We start from the raw sequence: 13,584 nt of genomic DNA on the forward strand, positions 1-13,584 counted from the left end.
GCCGATAGGCGTAGGCGATGGACAACAGGTTGATATTCCTGTACCACCTCCTCACCGTTTGAGAAATGGGGGGACGCAGTAGGATAGGGTAAGCACGCCGTTGGTTGCGCGTGTTCAAGCAGTAAGGCGTGTATGTAGGCAAATCCGCATACTTTAACGTTGAGCTGTGATGACGAGCTCGTATGAGCGAAGTTCCTGATTTCACACTGCCAAGAAAAGCCTCTATCGAGGTGAGAGGTGCCCGTACCGCAAACCGACACAGGTAGTCGAGGAGAGAATCCTAAGGTGTGCGAGAGAACTCTCGTTAAGGAACTCGGCAAAATGACCCCGTAACTTCGGGAGAAGGGGTGCTTCTTTGGGTGCATAGCCTAGAGAAGCCGCAGTGAATAGGCCCAGGCGACTGTTTAGCAAAAACACAGGTCTCTGCAAAACCGTAAGGTGACGTATAGGGGCTGACGCCTGCCCGGTGCTGGAAGGTTAAGAGGAGCGGTTAGCGCAAGCGAAGCTGTGAATTGAAGCCCCAGTAAACGGCGGCCGTAACTATAACGGTCCTAAGGTAGCGAAATTCCTTGTCGGGTAAGTTCCGACCCGCACGAAAGGCGTAACGATCTGGGCACTGTCTCAACGAGAGACTCGGTGAAATTATAGTACCTGTGAAGATGCAGGTTACCCGCGACAGGACGGAAAGACCCCGTGGAGCTTTACTGTAGCCTGATATTGAATTTTGGTACAACTTGTACAGGATAGGTAGGAGCCAGAGATCTCGGAGCGCCAGCTTCGAAGGAGGCGTCGGTGGGATACTACCCTGGTTGTATTGAACTTCTAACCCATGCCCCTTAGCGGGGTAGGAGACAGTGTCAGGCGGACAGTTTGACTGGGGCGGTCGCCTCCTAAAGAGTAACGGAGGCGCCCAAAGGTTCCCTCAGAATGGTTGGAAATCATTCGTAGAGTGTAAAGGCATAAGGGAGCTTGACTGCGAGACCTACAAGTCGAGCAGGGTCGAAAGACGGGCTTAGTGATCCGGTGGTTCCGCATGGAAGGGCCATCGCTCAACGGATAAAAGCTACCCCGGGGATAACAGGCTTATCTCCCCCAAGAGTCCACATCGACGGGGAGGTTTGGCACCTCGATGTCGGCTCATCGCATCCTGGGGCTGTAGTCGGTCCCAAGGGTTGGGCTGTTCGCCCATTAAAGCGGTACGCGAGCTGGGTTCAGAACGTCGTGAGACAGTTCGGTCCCTATCCGTCGTGGGCGTAGGAAATTTGAGAGGAGCTGTCCTTAGTACGAGAGGACCGGGATGGACATACCGCTGGTGTACCAGTTGTCTTGCCAAAGGCATCGCTGGGTAGCTATGTATGGACGGGATAAGTGCTGAAAGCATCTAAGCATGAAGCCCCCCTCAAGATGAGATTTCCCATTACGCAAGTAAGTAAGACCCCTGAAAGACGATCAGGTAGATAGGTTCGAGGTGGAAGTGCGGTGACGCATGCAGCTGACGAATACTAATCGGTCGAGGACTTAACCACATTTTATTGCACAAATTCAATGAAACGTTTATCCAGTTTTGAAAGAATGATCTTTCTAAGGGTTTCAAGACACAAGCTAAAGGATAGCGCCGTGAATTGGAAGCCGAAAATAGTGAAGTGATGATGGCAAAGAGGTCACACCCGTTCCCATACCGAACACGGAAGTTAAGCTCTTTAGCGCCGATGGTAGTTGGGGGCTTCCCCCTGTGAGAGTAGGACGTCGCTTCGCTAGAATATTGGAGGATTAGCTCAGCTGGGAGAGCACCTGCCTTACAAGCAGGGGGTCGGCGGTTCGAGCCCGTCATCCTCCACCATTTCTAAATGCCGGTGTAGCTCAGTTGGTAGAGCAACTGACTTGTAATCAGTAGGTCGAGGGTTCGACTCCTTTCGCCGGCACCATTTAGAGAGCCATTAGCTCAGTTGGTAGAGCATCTGACTTTTAATCAGAGGGTCGAAGGTTCGAGTCCTTCATGGCTCACCAGTTTTATAAAATTATACATACTGTCAGAATAAATAAATCTTAAGCATTTTGCGGAAGTAGTTCAGTGGTAGAACACCACCTTGCCAAGGTGGGGGTCGCGAGTTCGAACCTCGTCTTCCGCTCCAAAATGCCGGGGTGGCGGAACTGGCAGACGCACAGGACTTAAAATCCTGCGGTGAGTGATCACCGTGCCGGTTCGATTCCGGCCCTCGGCACCATTTTATAATTCTTATCTCTAATAATGCGCGCCCGTAGCTCAATTGGATAGAGCGTCTGACTACGGATCAGAAGGTTGTGGGTTCGACTCCTGCCGGGCGCGCCATAATATATTTTTACTGACATATTCGGAATGTAGCTCAGCTTGGTAGAGCACTTGGTTTGGGACCAAGGGGTCGTAGGTTCGAATCCTGTCATTCCGACCATTATTTATGGGGCCTTAGCTCAGCTGGGAGAGCGCCTGCCTTGCACGCAGGAGGTCAGCGGTTCGATCCCGCTAGGCTCCACCATTTATATTTTATTCCCTTTGGAGGTATACCCAAGTCTGGCTGAAGGGATCGGTCTTGAAAACCGACAGGCGGGTAACACCGCGCGGGGGTTCGAATCCCTCTACCTCCTCCATTTTTAATATTTTTACTTTAGATGTTGGTCCCGTGGTGTAGCGGTTAACATGCCTGCCTGTCACGCAGGAGATCGCCGGTTCGATCCCGGTCGGGACCGCCATTTTTTTTATGGGTTTGTAGCTCAGTTGGTAGAGCATTAGATTGAAGCTCTAAGTGTCGGCGGTTCGATTCCGTCCAAACCCACCATACTATGGGCCTATAGCTCAGCTGGTTAGAGCGCACGCCTGATAAGCGTGAGGTCGATGGTTCGAGTCCATTTAGGCCCACCATAGTATTATTCCGAAGTAGCTCAGTTGGTAGAGCATCCGGCTGTTAACCGGCAGGTCGCAGGTTCGAGTCCTGCCTTCGGAGCCATTGGCCCGTTGGTCAAGTGGTTAAGACACCGCCCTTTCACGGCGGTAACACGGGTTCGAATCCCGTACGGGTCATATACACTTGAAAGAAAACACATTGCAGATTTTGCAATGTGTTTTTTGTTATTTTAAAAATGAATTCAACATAGGGAATTATTTGAAATACTGAATGTTAAGGAGTTTGAAGAAATGAGTATGATAGCCTATATAGGCTTTAATTTTCCGATAAAACTAAATGAAGGTGATGTAGAACATGAATATGAAGTTGACTATGTTTACCCCGATGCAGAACATCTTAACATAGTTAAACAAAAGCATTTTACGACACCCTATATCTTTGAGATTTTACAATTTGCAAATCCTATTTGGGAATTGACGGACTATAATAAGGCTTATTCTCCACATAACTATGAAAAATCTAAAAAAAAATTTCTCAATTTATGTCATTCTCTAAAAGAATTGCTCCCGAAAGGTGATATTTGTGAAATATATATCTGCTGGGACGGAGAAGAAAATGAAGACCTTGAAGTTGAATTGAAGATTAATTTAAATGATTTACAAATTGAAGCCATTGAAATATATGAAAAGTGCTTTATTCGTGTAGAAAACTAAAGGTTAAATTAGAGTATGAGTATTGTCATGAAAGGAAAATAATTAGAGGAACTTAATTTGCTGAGCTCCTCTAATTATTTATTTCAAAATCAACAATTAAATTTAACAGAGCCTTTTGTTTAGTAAAGGGAGGGCCATCAATAAAAATGAAGGTTACCTGGTAGACTGTCCAGCTGTAATGAGCGATACAAATAGTAAATCATACAGCTATTACAACTTTATACTTTAATAAAAAACATCCTACAGACAAATCGCTTTCGGCATGGACGATTTATCGATGTAGGATGTTTTTTTGAGATATATTATAAAAGGGATGCGTGGAAAATTGTTCAAAGTTCAATTGTTATACTATGTGATTAAAAATGAAGAATTTTACGTTCTATAAAAATTGGGCAGAATTTTTATAGATGCTGCATTAACGGAATGCAGCTTTAAATTCTCCAGTCACTTCCTGGTGACCATTATTCGACTCATACGCTTGCTCGATCTCTAATTCAAAACGATCCATAATCGGAATATCGTTTACAGAGAATAAGTACGAATCTTTTGAAGCATAGTGCTCATACCAAGCCCAGTTTGGAACGACAAAGTAATCGCCTTTTTTCCAGTCAAAGCGTGTACCGTTAATAACTGTATAGCCTTCACCTCTATGCACCTGATAAACAGTAGAATGCGTATGGCGTAAAGCTTTTGTATGCATGCCAGCTGGTAAGTGCTGCATACGTGTACCTAATGTCGGGTTGGCTGCTTTACCTGTAGAAGGATTAATATATTCAACAGCAAAACCATGATGCGGGTCCGGATCAAATGACATTAAGCCTTTAATTCCTTCAACCGTACGATCCCATTTATAGTTGGCAAGTGGTGCTACTGTATACTTGTCATCTCCGACAGGTCGTACCATTCCTCCACGATAACGCTTTTCCGTGAAGTTATCCGGAATATTCGGCTCTTGTAAACCGCCTTCATAAGGATCGAAGAAAGTACCGCCGATTCCGTATAAAGTCGGGATATCCAGCGCGTCTGTCCATAACATCGGCTCATCGCCAACGTGTTCATGCCCGTGCCATAAACCTTTAGGTGTAATTAAAAAGTCGCCTTCCTCCATGAAAATACGTTCGCCTTGTACGATTGTGTAGGCGCCTTGTCCTTCAGAAATAAAGCGCAATGCTGATTGAGAGTGACGGTGAGATGGGGCTTTTTCACCCGGTAACAGCATTTGTACCGCTACGTAAATCGTTTGTGTAGTAGATGCCCAACCCCATGGCTGACGATATGTTAATCCTGGATTTTGGAAATAGATTGCACGACGTTCTCCACCACGATCTGGTGTAAAGATTTGTGCTGCTTCGCCCATTTTCTTTTTAATTAGTTCATCACTCCAAAGGTAAGCTTGTGCTTGTGGCTTTGGTGTATGATTCATAATTTCCGGAATGGCTTCCCAAAGTGGACCTAAATGATATTGTTCAATATCTTTCGTAAAATCCTTTACCGTGTCACTTTTCATAAACTCTTTTACTTCTTCTGATACTCCTGCCATACATCTTCACTCCTTTAATAGTAATTGTGCATAAAGAATACTAGACCGTATTGAAGGTTATACACTAACTGGCACATTTGCAGCTGCTACTTTGTTTTCCAGAGCACCAACTTTATCAATTTCGATGCGGACAACATCGCCGTCTTTCAAGAAAGTCGGAGGATTCATTGCAACCCCAACACCACCTGGAGTACCTGTTAAAATTACATCACCCGGCTCTAATGTCATTAAGTTAGAAAGGAAAGCAACTAGCTTTTGTACAGAAAATACTAAGTTAGCCGTGTTCGTTTGCTGGCGTACTTCGCCATTCACTGTCAATACAACAGATAACCCTGATGGATCCGGTAATTCATCAGCTGTTAATAAATAAGGTCCCATCGGTGCAGAACCGTCTACTGTTTTACCTTGCAGCCATTGTAATGTACGACGTTGGATATCACGATAAGTCACATCGTTCGTAATTGTATAGCCGGCTACGTAATCCAGGGCGTCTTCTTCTGAAACATTACGGGCTTGTTTGCCAATAACAAATGTAAACTCTGCTTCATAATCAAGCTGTTCAGAAATCGGATAGAATGGAATATCATCATCAGGCCCTAAAAGTGTATTTGCAAATTTAGCGAAAATAACTGGATGTGTTGGTAGCTCACGGCCCATTTCCAGAATATGCTCACGGTAATTGTGACCTACACAAATGATCTTTCCTGGATTTAATACTGGTGCTCCAACATGTACTTCGTTACGATCAAAAACCGCTTTTGTAATAGAAGCATTTGGATTCTCTAAAATGAAGTCGACAGCTTGTTGCGCCAATTCAATAGATTTTTTCCCGCCTTCATAAATACCATCTGTAGTTGCCGGCACATAAGCATGGGCAATCTCCTTATAACGATATTCACCTTCTGCTTGAAGTTTTGCTTCAAAAGCATGGTTTAAATCGATTACTTGTTCCTTCACAATCGCTCCAGCACGTGTAATACCGTTCACTGTATAGTTGACTAATTTCATAGTTATCCCCCTTTATCGAAATAGAATACAAAGTTCTCTATTTAAAGAAAATATAAAGTACTTTAGGTAGTAAAGTCAATATTTTTCAGAAAAATCTTTTAAATAAGTGATTTAGGACCTATTAAAATCAATTAATTATCAGTAAATTTAGAAATATTATTGACAAATGTTTCTCTTTTACGTTACATTTTCATTATAAGTAAACAAAGTTCTCTATTTATAGAATCGGAGGTAATGATATGACAAATATTAGTGATGTAATTGTAGTTGGTGGGGGAATTGGCGGTTTAGCGACAGCGCTTTCAATAGTACAACGCACAGATAAAACGGTAGCAGTATTAGAACAAGCACCTGCATTCGGAGAAATAGGAGCAGGTATCCAATTAGCACCTAACGCACTGCATGTATTGGACCAATTAGGTGTTAAAGAAGAAATATTGAATGTAGCGGTCGTACCGAAGCGCTTAGTGCTAAAAGATATTTATACGGCAAAGGAATTAGCTGTACTTGATTTGACTGACGGTTTCCAGGAGCGTTTCAAGCAGCCGTACGTTGTATTGCACCGCTCGGATCTACACCGTGTTTTATATGAAGCATGTTTGAAAAATAACCGTATTTCATTTAAAAACGATGAGCAAATCCAAACAGTATCACAAACGCCAGGTCAAGTAACGATTACAAACCAACGTGGTGAGTCCTATACAGCAGAAGCAGCAATCGGGGCAGATGGTATTAAATCAAATGTACGTAAGCTATTTTCTCAAGACGAAATGATCTGTTCGGAATATGTAGCATACCGTGGGACATTACCGATTGAAGAGATTACTGCTGAAGGCGATATTGCAATGGATGATGTGATTATGTGGATTGGACCGAACTTACACTTAGTACAATATCCTGTTCGTCGCGGTGAGTTATATAATCAAGTCGTTGTTTTCAAAACATATGACTATAAACCGGAAGGCGACTGGGGTACTCCGGAAGAAATGCAACAACGCTTTGAAGGTGCACATCCGGATGTAGAGCGTGCGTTAAAGTATATTTCGACTCAATTCCGCTGGCCGATGTTCCACCGTCTGCCAATAGAAAACTGGACAGATGAAAATGTAACACTATTGGGAGATGCAGCTCACCCGATGCTTCAATATTTAGCGCAAGGCGGTGCACAGGCACTTGAAGATGCATATGTATTAGGAGAAGCTTTAGAAAATGAAGCAACGTACAATGAAGCATTTTTACGCTACCAGAAAGAGCGCCAACCGCGTTCAGCAATGGTACAAAATTCAGCGCGTCGCTGGGGTGAAATTATTCATGCCGATACAGCTGACGATCTTGACCGTGCGCTTGTGTTATTACGTGATCATTTATTCGGCAGCCACAAGGAAACAAACTATGAAGTAGCAGACTTTTTATATAATTACTTCAACACACGCAAAAGTGAAGTTAAGAGCTGAATAACGGAAAAATAAAAAGAGAAAGGGGATTAGTTCCCTTTCTCTTTAAAGCCATATACAGTCGACATTTCTTTACTCATATCAATAATTTGCTGCATCATTTCAGATGAAGTGTCTGTAGGTACGTCCTCTTCAAAGCCAACAACTGTGATGGCACCGACAAGCTCATTTTTGTAATTGAGTATTGGTAAACCGATAGAGGAAACATGACGGACAAGAGGCTCATGTGCAAACGAAAACCCGTTTTTGCGAATTCCTTTCAGCTCGCGTTGAAAAGCCGCAACATCAAAATTGGCAAGTTCATTTTGCTGAGCTTCAATCCAGTTCGTAATTTCCAAGGAATTAGCATAGGCCGCAAAAATTTTTCCTGTAGATGAATTAATCGGCAGTTTCGTACCGACTTGCGCACCGATACTTAAGCCAAAATTCGTATTCCAAATATTTGTGATAACCGGGGAATCATTTACCCAAAGCGATAGCAATGTCGTCATATTTGTGAGATTGCTAAGTTCTTTAAAATAGGGTGTAAGGCGTTCGATAAAATCGTCGTTTTGCATGGCAGCATTCCCGTATTCCAAAAATTTATAGCCGAGTGAATAGCTACCGGTCTTTTGATCACGATAAAGCAAATCTAACTGGATAAGTGTATTTAAATATTTATAGAGATTACTTTTAGAAATGCCTGTTTGTTCCTGAATATCGGAAAAACGTAGTGGGTGGTCGCTTTGCGCAACGACATCGATAATTTGAATACCTAATGCTAATGATCCGATTGTAGTACTGCTTGACATAGTATTCTATTCACCTTTCTTAAAAAGTCATTCAAAATAAGGAGATTATATCATGAAAACTAATGTTATGGAAAAGAAGTTTGAAAGTTTCGAGAAAAGCATCAATAGTATGGTTGATCTAATAAGTATAACAGAGACGGGAGTGCTGTATAAAAAACCGTCCAAAGAAAAATGGTCGGTTATGCAAATCGCTACACACATCATCGAAGCAATCGAGTTTTGGGTAGCTGACTTAGAGGCACTCCTAGTCGTACCAGGAGCGAAATGGGGACGTAACCATGAACATGTCCGTCGTTTAGCGGCGGTAGATGAAAATTATGTAGCGACTGTTTCAAAGGAAAAAGCGATTGAAAGGCTCAATGCGCTCATTCCTTTAGTGAACGAAAGCTTTGCAAAAGTGCAACAGGAAGATTTAGAAAAAACTGCACCTAGCTACAACCCGAATTTTGATGGCAAGCCGTTATCATTTTTAATCAACCATCTAATTATTTTGCATACTGAAAGTCACGTAGGGCAGATGCAGCGTCATTTAGAATTGGTACAGCCGCAAAAAGTAGAGTAAGAGTCGGAAGTATCCACTGTTTGATGTGCGTATAGTAAGGTATTATAAAGATACAATAGAGAGGGCTGTCTGGAATGGATTTCGGGGCATGCCCTTTCTGCGTATAAAACAGTGGAAGCAGGTGGAAAAGTGGATGCAATAATAAAAACAGGGAATAAAGCAGTCTATCCGATTATTTTCCCTTCTGACTATAGTGGATTGGGGAGTATTAACTGTTATGTCTACCAAAATGGAGAAGACTATACCTTAATCGATGCGGGCATTAAAAATGAGGGATTTGAGCAGTTTTTTTATCGGAAATTGAAAGAATATAATATAGAAATTAATCAAATTACCGGTATTATTTTAACTCATTTTCATAATGATCATATCGGGGTAGTAAATCAGATTACGAATGATTACCGGATTTCTGTCTACGCCAGTGAAATTGCCATTCCTCGTTTGAAGTGTGAGGATGATTATTTACAGCAGAAGCTTAGCTTTTACTATGAGTTGTATGAGCAATACGGCGTCTCGGAATTTGCCCGTGAACGAATGGCAAAAATGGAGAATACCCTTCAAAATAAAGAACAGGTGATGATCTATCCGCCGATAATGAAACTGGAAGACGGGCAAGCAATCGGAGGATTACGCGTAATGACTGCTCCCGGGCATTCACCGGATTCAATTTGTTTGTTTGATGAGGAGACAGGATGGCTATTCGCGGGGGACTTTTTATTGGCTACTGGTATGACGAATGCTTTAATCGATCATGACGAATCAGGAGACATAACGAACCCGATTAGCCAATATATAGACTCGATTGAGAAAATGAAAGCATACAATGTGCGCACCGTATTTGCCGGACATAAAGAGATTTATGAAAACTTGATTGAAGTGATGGATAAAAGCTTAAGTAAAATAGAATACAAGCTGCAAAAGGTTGTATCCAAAATTAGTGAAGGAAATCATACGGCGAAACAATTAGGAGAAGCAATCTATGGTGCCCGTTTTGCGAAGTATTTTACATTTATAATTTCTGAAATTATCGGATTAACGCTCCTGGCAGAACAGCGCGGTTTAATTGTGCGTGAGTTGCGGGGCGGGGATTGGTGTTTTTCAGTTACAAGTTTGATTGATCAATGAAAACAGCTGCCCGGGAGAGGCAGCTGTTTTTGTTATAGCGTATTATTTCCATCTCACATAAAGTGTCGTCGGAGTCGTTTGAGGTTGATTCCATTTTGCGAAAGCTTTTGTATACTTACTCGTTGTATAAAGATTGTTCAGCGGTTTTGTATTGATACCAAATTCATATTTAGCAGATGCTTTATTAATGTCGGCGGATTTAATAATCGTTGTTTTCTTACCTTGTAATGTAATGGTTTTCAGCGGATTCATAAGCACTGAACTGAACTCTACTGACTGGACATTTGCAGGAACTGTCAGCTTTGTTAGCTTGTTATTGAAAAAAGCACCATTGCTGATTGTCGTTACTTTCGAAGGGATCGTAATCGAACTCAGCGCATTGTTCGCAAACGCAGCTTCTTTCAATACTTTTATATTTTTAGAAATTTGGACTGATTTTAATTTGTTATTAGCAAATACATACGGTCCCATCGCTGTTACACTGTCCGGTATGACAAGAGAAGTTAACCTGTTCATATCAAAGGCATGCTGGCCAATTGATGTTAACCCGTATTTTAATGAAACAGATGTTAAAGCATTGTCTATGAATGCATATTGTTCGATAACTTTAATGTTTTTAGGAATCGTCACTTTAGTTAACTTATTATCTGCAAACACAAAGCTTTCAATCACAGTTAGCTTTGACGGAATGGTGATTTTAGTTAATTTATTATCGCTAAAGGCTCCGTACTTAATACTTTGCACATTTTCCGGGAGTGTTAGCGATGTTAATTCGTTTGTTTCAAAAGCTTGGTCACCAATTAGCTTTAATGTTGCCGGGAATTTCACAGATTTAAGTTTATTTGTATGAAAAGCGAAACTTTCAATGGCCACGACTGATTTTGGAATCGTTACATCTGTTAGTTTATTGTTCGCAAATGCATTGGCCGAAATAGTTTTTAAACCATCTGACAACATTAATGCTGTCAAACTATTAAAGTTAAATGCATATTGTCCTATATTTGTTACGCTGTTCGGTAATGATAGGCGCGGCAGCTTATTGTACTGGAATGCACTGTGGCCAATTGTCTGTAATGAATTCGGTAAAGTTAAACTTGTAATTGCATTGTTTGCAAAAGCAAAGTCTGGAATGGTTTTAATGCCTTTGCCTACTTTTACTTGGGACAAGCGGTTTGCGTAAAAGGCTTTTTTGCCAAGGTGCGTAACAGAGTCCGGGATCGAGACGCCGGCAATTTTATTCCTGCTGAATGCTTCCTTACCGATTTTTATCAAGTTGTTCGGTAAGACAAGAGTTTTCCCTCCAAATATGTTATCACTGAAGCTAAACGCATTGTTGCCGATTATTTCCAAACTAGCAGGGAGTTGAAGCGGCTTATTTTTATCGTAATTAACGGATGCAAATGCATAAGGTCCGATAACACGAATTGTATTTGGCAATGTTACACTAAATGGCTCTTTATTCATTGCTTTGTTAGTAGCCGGAATGATGGAGTGTTTAGTTGTAAAGGCAAATGGTGCGATTTCGGTAACGGGAATGCCATTGATGGCAGCCGGAATATTGAACGACTCAGCGCCTGCATTTTCGTCAAAGCCGGTAATTTTAATTTCCTGCTTCCCGTTATGTTCCGTAATGGCATAATATAAATTTTCATATTGGTGGTCCTGATTACTTTGTAAATGAGCAGGTAAAATCACCTCTACATTACGCTCACTATATAGAGTGCCGACGATTGATGAACCAATTGTTGTGACTGAATCTGGAACAGTAAGGGATGAAATGGAATTCCCCATAAAAGCTTCTGTCCCGATTTCTTCAAGTCCGGCTGGTAATGTAACGTTTTGAAGGGAGTTGTTTATAAATGCTCCATCACCGATTCGTTTCAACGTTTTCGGAAAACTAACGGTATGGACGATTCTCTCTTCATAATCAGGCGCATCATAATTAAACCATTCTGTATCAATCGCAAAAGCATTATCCGCAATTTCCGTTACAGGAAAGCCGGCGATTGTTTCGGGAATAGTTAAGTCTTTCGGTGCAGAAGAGCCAATAATTCGTACCTCTTGTTTTCCATTTTCAGCTGTAAAAATTACATAATAGAAATTCTTGTATGTCTCATATGGTGCAGCAGTTGCAGAACTGCAAAATCCGATAATAGAAACGAGCATTAACGCACAGGTAATAATGATTTTTTTCATAGGTTAAATCCTTTCTTTATTTTGGAATTAACGTACAGACGGATTAATTGGAAATAAGTTTCAAAATTAAATAAATATTTTTTAGTGGTAAATTACAACTTGAAAAGGTTCCTGCCACCTTATTAGACAAGAACCTTTTTGCTACTCTAAAGTGAGCGTTCCACTATATGTCGTTCCTTGATCACGGCCGGCTTCACAATAAAACTCGGTTGTTTTAATTGTCTTATTAGTAAGCCGTTCGAATTCAATAACACATCGATCACCATCCGCTGTTTTGGATAACCGCGCTTTTGTATCGGTTGTGAATGTTGCTGTTCCTTCAATCGTGCCGGTTGCCCAGCCGTCATACGTATAATAGGTCAATTGGAAACCGGTTTTCGTACTATTAGAGATTGTTAATACACGCCCCTTTGAATCAAGGTCCCCTTTACCGTAAGTATGAAAATACGTATACTCGCCATTCCAAGATTTATTTGGCTTCTTGTCGGCGGTAGGGGACCAGTTTGCACCTGTGCGTAATGATTTATCAAGCATACTGCGGGCGGAAGAAGCACGTTCATAAAGCGGGCTATTACTAGCAAAGCTCTCTTCTGCCATGTCAGAACGATAAAAGAAGTTTTTATTTTGCATGTTATAGAAAAACAGAACAAGCTGTGCACGTGTTAAATTATTTGTTGTACCGAAAAAATGCTGTAAGTTAGTTTGCTCATACTTTGCGTTTTGTCCGTTAGAAATATTATGATCCAGTAAAAAACGGATTGCTTTATTTAAAGTCGTTTGTCCATCCGCTATATAGGCAATCGCCTGTGCAACAGTTCCCCGTTTTACAGCTGCACCTCGAATACCGTTATGGAAATAGCCGTTTAAAGGTACTTGATAGGCGGCAAGCGTATTATAGTTTGCATCGGATGGAATCTCTTTCTTTGTGAACTTATCCAGTTCTTCCGAGACAGGTTCCAAATCAAAATAGCTAACTAAAATTTGAGCAAATTGTTGTTCTGTGACGGGTTGGTTTGGACGGAATGTACCGTTAGCATAGCCGTTTATAATATTAAAATCATATGCCCATTTAATTGCGTCATACGCATAATGGTTTGTCGGGACATCTTTAAACACTTGCTTCGCTGCCACCGAGTTGGTTGGAGAAATAAAAAAAGACAGCCCTACAATAATAGAGATAATTGTGAAGTAGAAGCGTTTCATAAAAAAACCTCCTCTTTATAATTGGATTATTTTTACTTTACCATGACTACCTCCAGTTTCCACTTACTTTTTATTCTAAAATATGGGATAAGAGCCGATATAATAGATATGGT

The 13,584-nt window shown here is 41.4% G+C and carries 9 protein-coding genes, 14 tRNA genes and 2 rRNA genes (1 of these 25 running past the window's edge); 20 read left to right on the forward strand and 5 right to left on the reverse strand.

Going from position 1 to position 13,584, the window contains the following annotated elements; all coding sequences use genetic code 11:
• From MKY07_RS01045 to MKY07_RS01125, 17 genes are all read left to right on the forward strand, one after another.
• Window positions 1–1,526 (forward strand): 23S ribosomal RNA (locus tag MKY07_RS01045) (it extends 1,403 nt beyond the left edge of the window).
• Window positions 1,527–1,639: 113 nt separating this feature from the next.
• Window positions 1,640–1,755, forward strand: a 5S ribosomal RNA gene (gene rrf, locus MKY07_RS01050).
• Between the two features lie 9 nt (window positions 1,756–1,764).
• Window positions 1,765–1,840 (forward strand) — tRNA-Val (locus MKY07_RS01055).
• A gap of 9 nt (window positions 1,841–1,849) precedes the next feature.
• Window positions 1,850–1,925 (forward strand) — tRNA-Thr (locus tag MKY07_RS01060).
• A 6-nt stretch (window positions 1,926–1,931) separates the two neighbouring features.
• A tRNA-Lys gene (locus MKY07_RS01065) sits at window positions 1,932–2,007 on the forward strand.
• 50 nt (window positions 2,008–2,057) lie between these two features.
• Window positions 2,058–2,132, forward strand: a tRNA-Gly gene (locus MKY07_RS01070).
• Window positions 2,133–2,136: 4 nt separating this feature from the next.
• A tRNA-Leu gene (locus tag MKY07_RS01075) sits at window positions 2,137–2,225 on the forward strand.
• A gap of 27 nt (window positions 2,226–2,252) precedes the next feature.
• Window positions 2,253–2,329 (forward strand) — tRNA-Arg (locus MKY07_RS01080).
• 23 nt (window positions 2,330–2,352) lie between these two features.
• A tRNA-Pro gene (locus MKY07_RS01085) sits at window positions 2,353–2,429 on the forward strand.
• Window positions 2,430–2,437: 8 nt separating this feature from the next.
• Window positions 2,438–2,513, forward strand: a tRNA-Ala gene (locus MKY07_RS01090).
• A 19-nt stretch (window positions 2,514–2,532) separates the two neighbouring features.
• Window positions 2,533–2,625: transfer RNA gene (locus MKY07_RS01095), tRNA-Ser, on the forward strand.
• A 26-nt stretch (window positions 2,626–2,651) separates the two neighbouring features.
• A tRNA-Asp gene (locus tag MKY07_RS01100) sits at window positions 2,652–2,727 on the forward strand.
• Between the two features lie 10 nt (window positions 2,728–2,737).
• Window positions 2,738–2,813, forward strand: a tRNA-Phe gene (locus MKY07_RS01105).
• A 6-nt stretch (window positions 2,814–2,819) separates the two neighbouring features.
• Window positions 2,820–2,896, forward strand: a tRNA-Ile gene (locus MKY07_RS01110).
• A 9-nt stretch (window positions 2,897–2,905) separates the two neighbouring features.
• Window positions 2,906–2,981: transfer RNA gene (locus MKY07_RS01115), tRNA-Asn, on the forward strand.
• 2 nt (window positions 2,982–2,983) lie between these two features.
• Window positions 2,984–3,055: transfer RNA gene (locus MKY07_RS01120), tRNA-Glu, on the forward strand.
• Window positions 3,056–3,169: 114 nt separating this feature from the next.
• On the forward strand, window positions 3,170–3,592 hold the full coding sequence (locus MKY07_RS01125; protein WP_065217558.1) for a hypothetical protein: 423 nt from the start codon (window positions 3,170–3,172) through the stop codon (window positions 3,590–3,592).
• A 415-nt stretch (window positions 3,593–4,007) separates the two neighbouring features.
• On the opposite strand, the gene MKY07_RS01130 is transcribed toward MKY07_RS01125, so the two are convergent.
• Window positions 4,008–5,132, reverse strand: coding sequence for a cupin domain-containing protein (locus tag MKY07_RS01130; protein WP_008407936.1), 1,125 nt, complete (start codon window positions 5,130–5,132; stop codon window positions 4,008–4,010).
• Window positions 5,133–5,189: 57 nt separating this feature from the next.
• Window positions 5,190–6,140, reverse strand: coding sequence for a fumarylacetoacetate hydrolase family protein (locus MKY07_RS01135; protein ID WP_008407937.1), 951 nt, complete (start codon window positions 6,138–6,140; stop codon window positions 5,190–5,192).
• A gap of 239 nt (window positions 6,141–6,379) precedes the next feature.
• On the opposite strand from MKY07_RS01135, the gene MKY07_RS01140 reads away from it, so the two are divergent.
• Entirely contained in the window at window positions 6,380–7,594 is a 1,215-nt protein-coding gene (locus tag MKY07_RS01140; protein ID WP_339263528.1) for an FAD-dependent monooxygenase, read from the forward strand.
• 29 nt (window positions 7,595–7,623) lie between these two features.
• Here the strand turns inward: MKY07_RS01140 and MKY07_RS01145 are convergent, their stop codons facing one another.
• Window positions 7,624–8,385, reverse strand: coding sequence for an IclR family transcriptional regulator (locus MKY07_RS01145; protein WP_014824986.1), 762 nt, complete (start codon window positions 8,383–8,385; stop codon window positions 7,624–7,626).
• Between the two features lie 52 nt (window positions 8,386–8,437).
• Between MKY07_RS01145 and MKY07_RS01150 the strand changes: the two genes are divergently transcribed.
• Both MKY07_RS01150 and MKY07_RS01155 read left to right on the forward strand, forming a co-directional pair.
• Complete coding sequence (locus MKY07_RS01150) at window positions 8,438–8,947, forward strand: DinB family protein (RefSeq protein ID WP_339263529.1); 510 nt, start codon at window positions 8,438–8,440, stop codon at window positions 8,945–8,947.
• A gap of 129 nt (window positions 8,948–9,076) precedes the next feature.
• Window positions 9,077–10,072: an MBL fold metallo-hydrolase gene (locus MKY07_RS01155; protein WP_339263530.1), complete on the forward strand. Its 996-nt coding sequence runs from the start codon at window positions 9,077–9,079 to the stop codon at window positions 10,070–10,072.
• A gap of 42 nt (window positions 10,073–10,114) precedes the next feature.
• On the opposite strand, the gene MKY07_RS01160 is transcribed toward MKY07_RS01155, so the two are convergent.
• Both MKY07_RS01160 and MKY07_RS01165 read right to left on the reverse strand, forming a co-directional pair.
• Window positions 10,115–12,268 (reverse strand): leucine-rich repeat protein, encoded by a 2,154-nt coding sequence (locus MKY07_RS01160; RefSeq protein ID WP_339263531.1) that lies wholly within the window; start codon window positions 12,266–12,268, stop codon window positions 10,115–10,117.
• 141 nt (window positions 12,269–12,409) lie between these two features.
• Complete coding sequence (locus MKY07_RS01165) at window positions 12,410–13,471, reverse strand: S-layer homology domain-containing protein (RefSeq protein WP_339263532.1); 1,062 nt, start codon at window positions 13,469–13,471, stop codon at window positions 12,410–12,412.
• Between the last annotated feature and the right edge of the window lie 113 nt (window positions 13,472–13,584).

The organism is Solibacillus sp. FSL W7-1472, from assembly GCF_037969775.1.
GTDB classification, from domain to species: domain Bacteria; phylum Bacillota; class Bacilli; order Bacillales_A; family Planococcaceae; genus Solibacillus; species Solibacillus silvestris.

Excerpts from the sequence above, each read along its gene's own strand:
- MKY07_RS01125 (WP_065217558.1), top strand. The coding sequence starts at position 3,170 with ATGAGTATGATAGCCTATATAGGCTTTAATTTTCCGATAAAACTAAAT.
- MKY07_RS01130 (WP_008407936.1), bottom strand. The coding sequence starts at position 5,132 with ATGGCAGGAGTATCAGAAGAAGTAAAAGAGTTTATGAAAAGTGACACG.
- MKY07_RS01135 (WP_008407937.1), bottom strand. The coding sequence starts at position 6,140 with ATGAAATTAGTCAACTATACAGTGAACGGTATTACACGTGCTGGAGCG.
- MKY07_RS01140 (WP_339263528.1), top strand. The coding sequence starts at position 6,380 with ATGACAAATATTAGTGATGTAATTGTAGTTGGTGGGGGAATTGGCGGT.
- MKY07_RS01145 (WP_014824986.1), bottom strand. The coding sequence starts at position 8,385 with ATGTCAAGCAGTACTACAATCGGATCATTAGCATTAGGTATTCAAATT.
- MKY07_RS01150 (WP_339263529.1), top strand. The coding sequence starts at position 8,438 with ATGAAAACTAATGTTATGGAAAAGAAGTTTGAAAGTTTCGAGAAAAGC.
- MKY07_RS01160 (WP_339263531.1), bottom strand. The coding sequence starts at position 12,268 with ATGAAAAAAATCATTATTACCTGTGCGTTAATGCTCGTTTCTATTATC.
- MKY07_RS01165 (WP_339263532.1), bottom strand. The coding sequence starts at position 13,471 with ATGAAACGCTTCTACTTCACAATTATCTCTATTATTGTAGGGCTGTCT.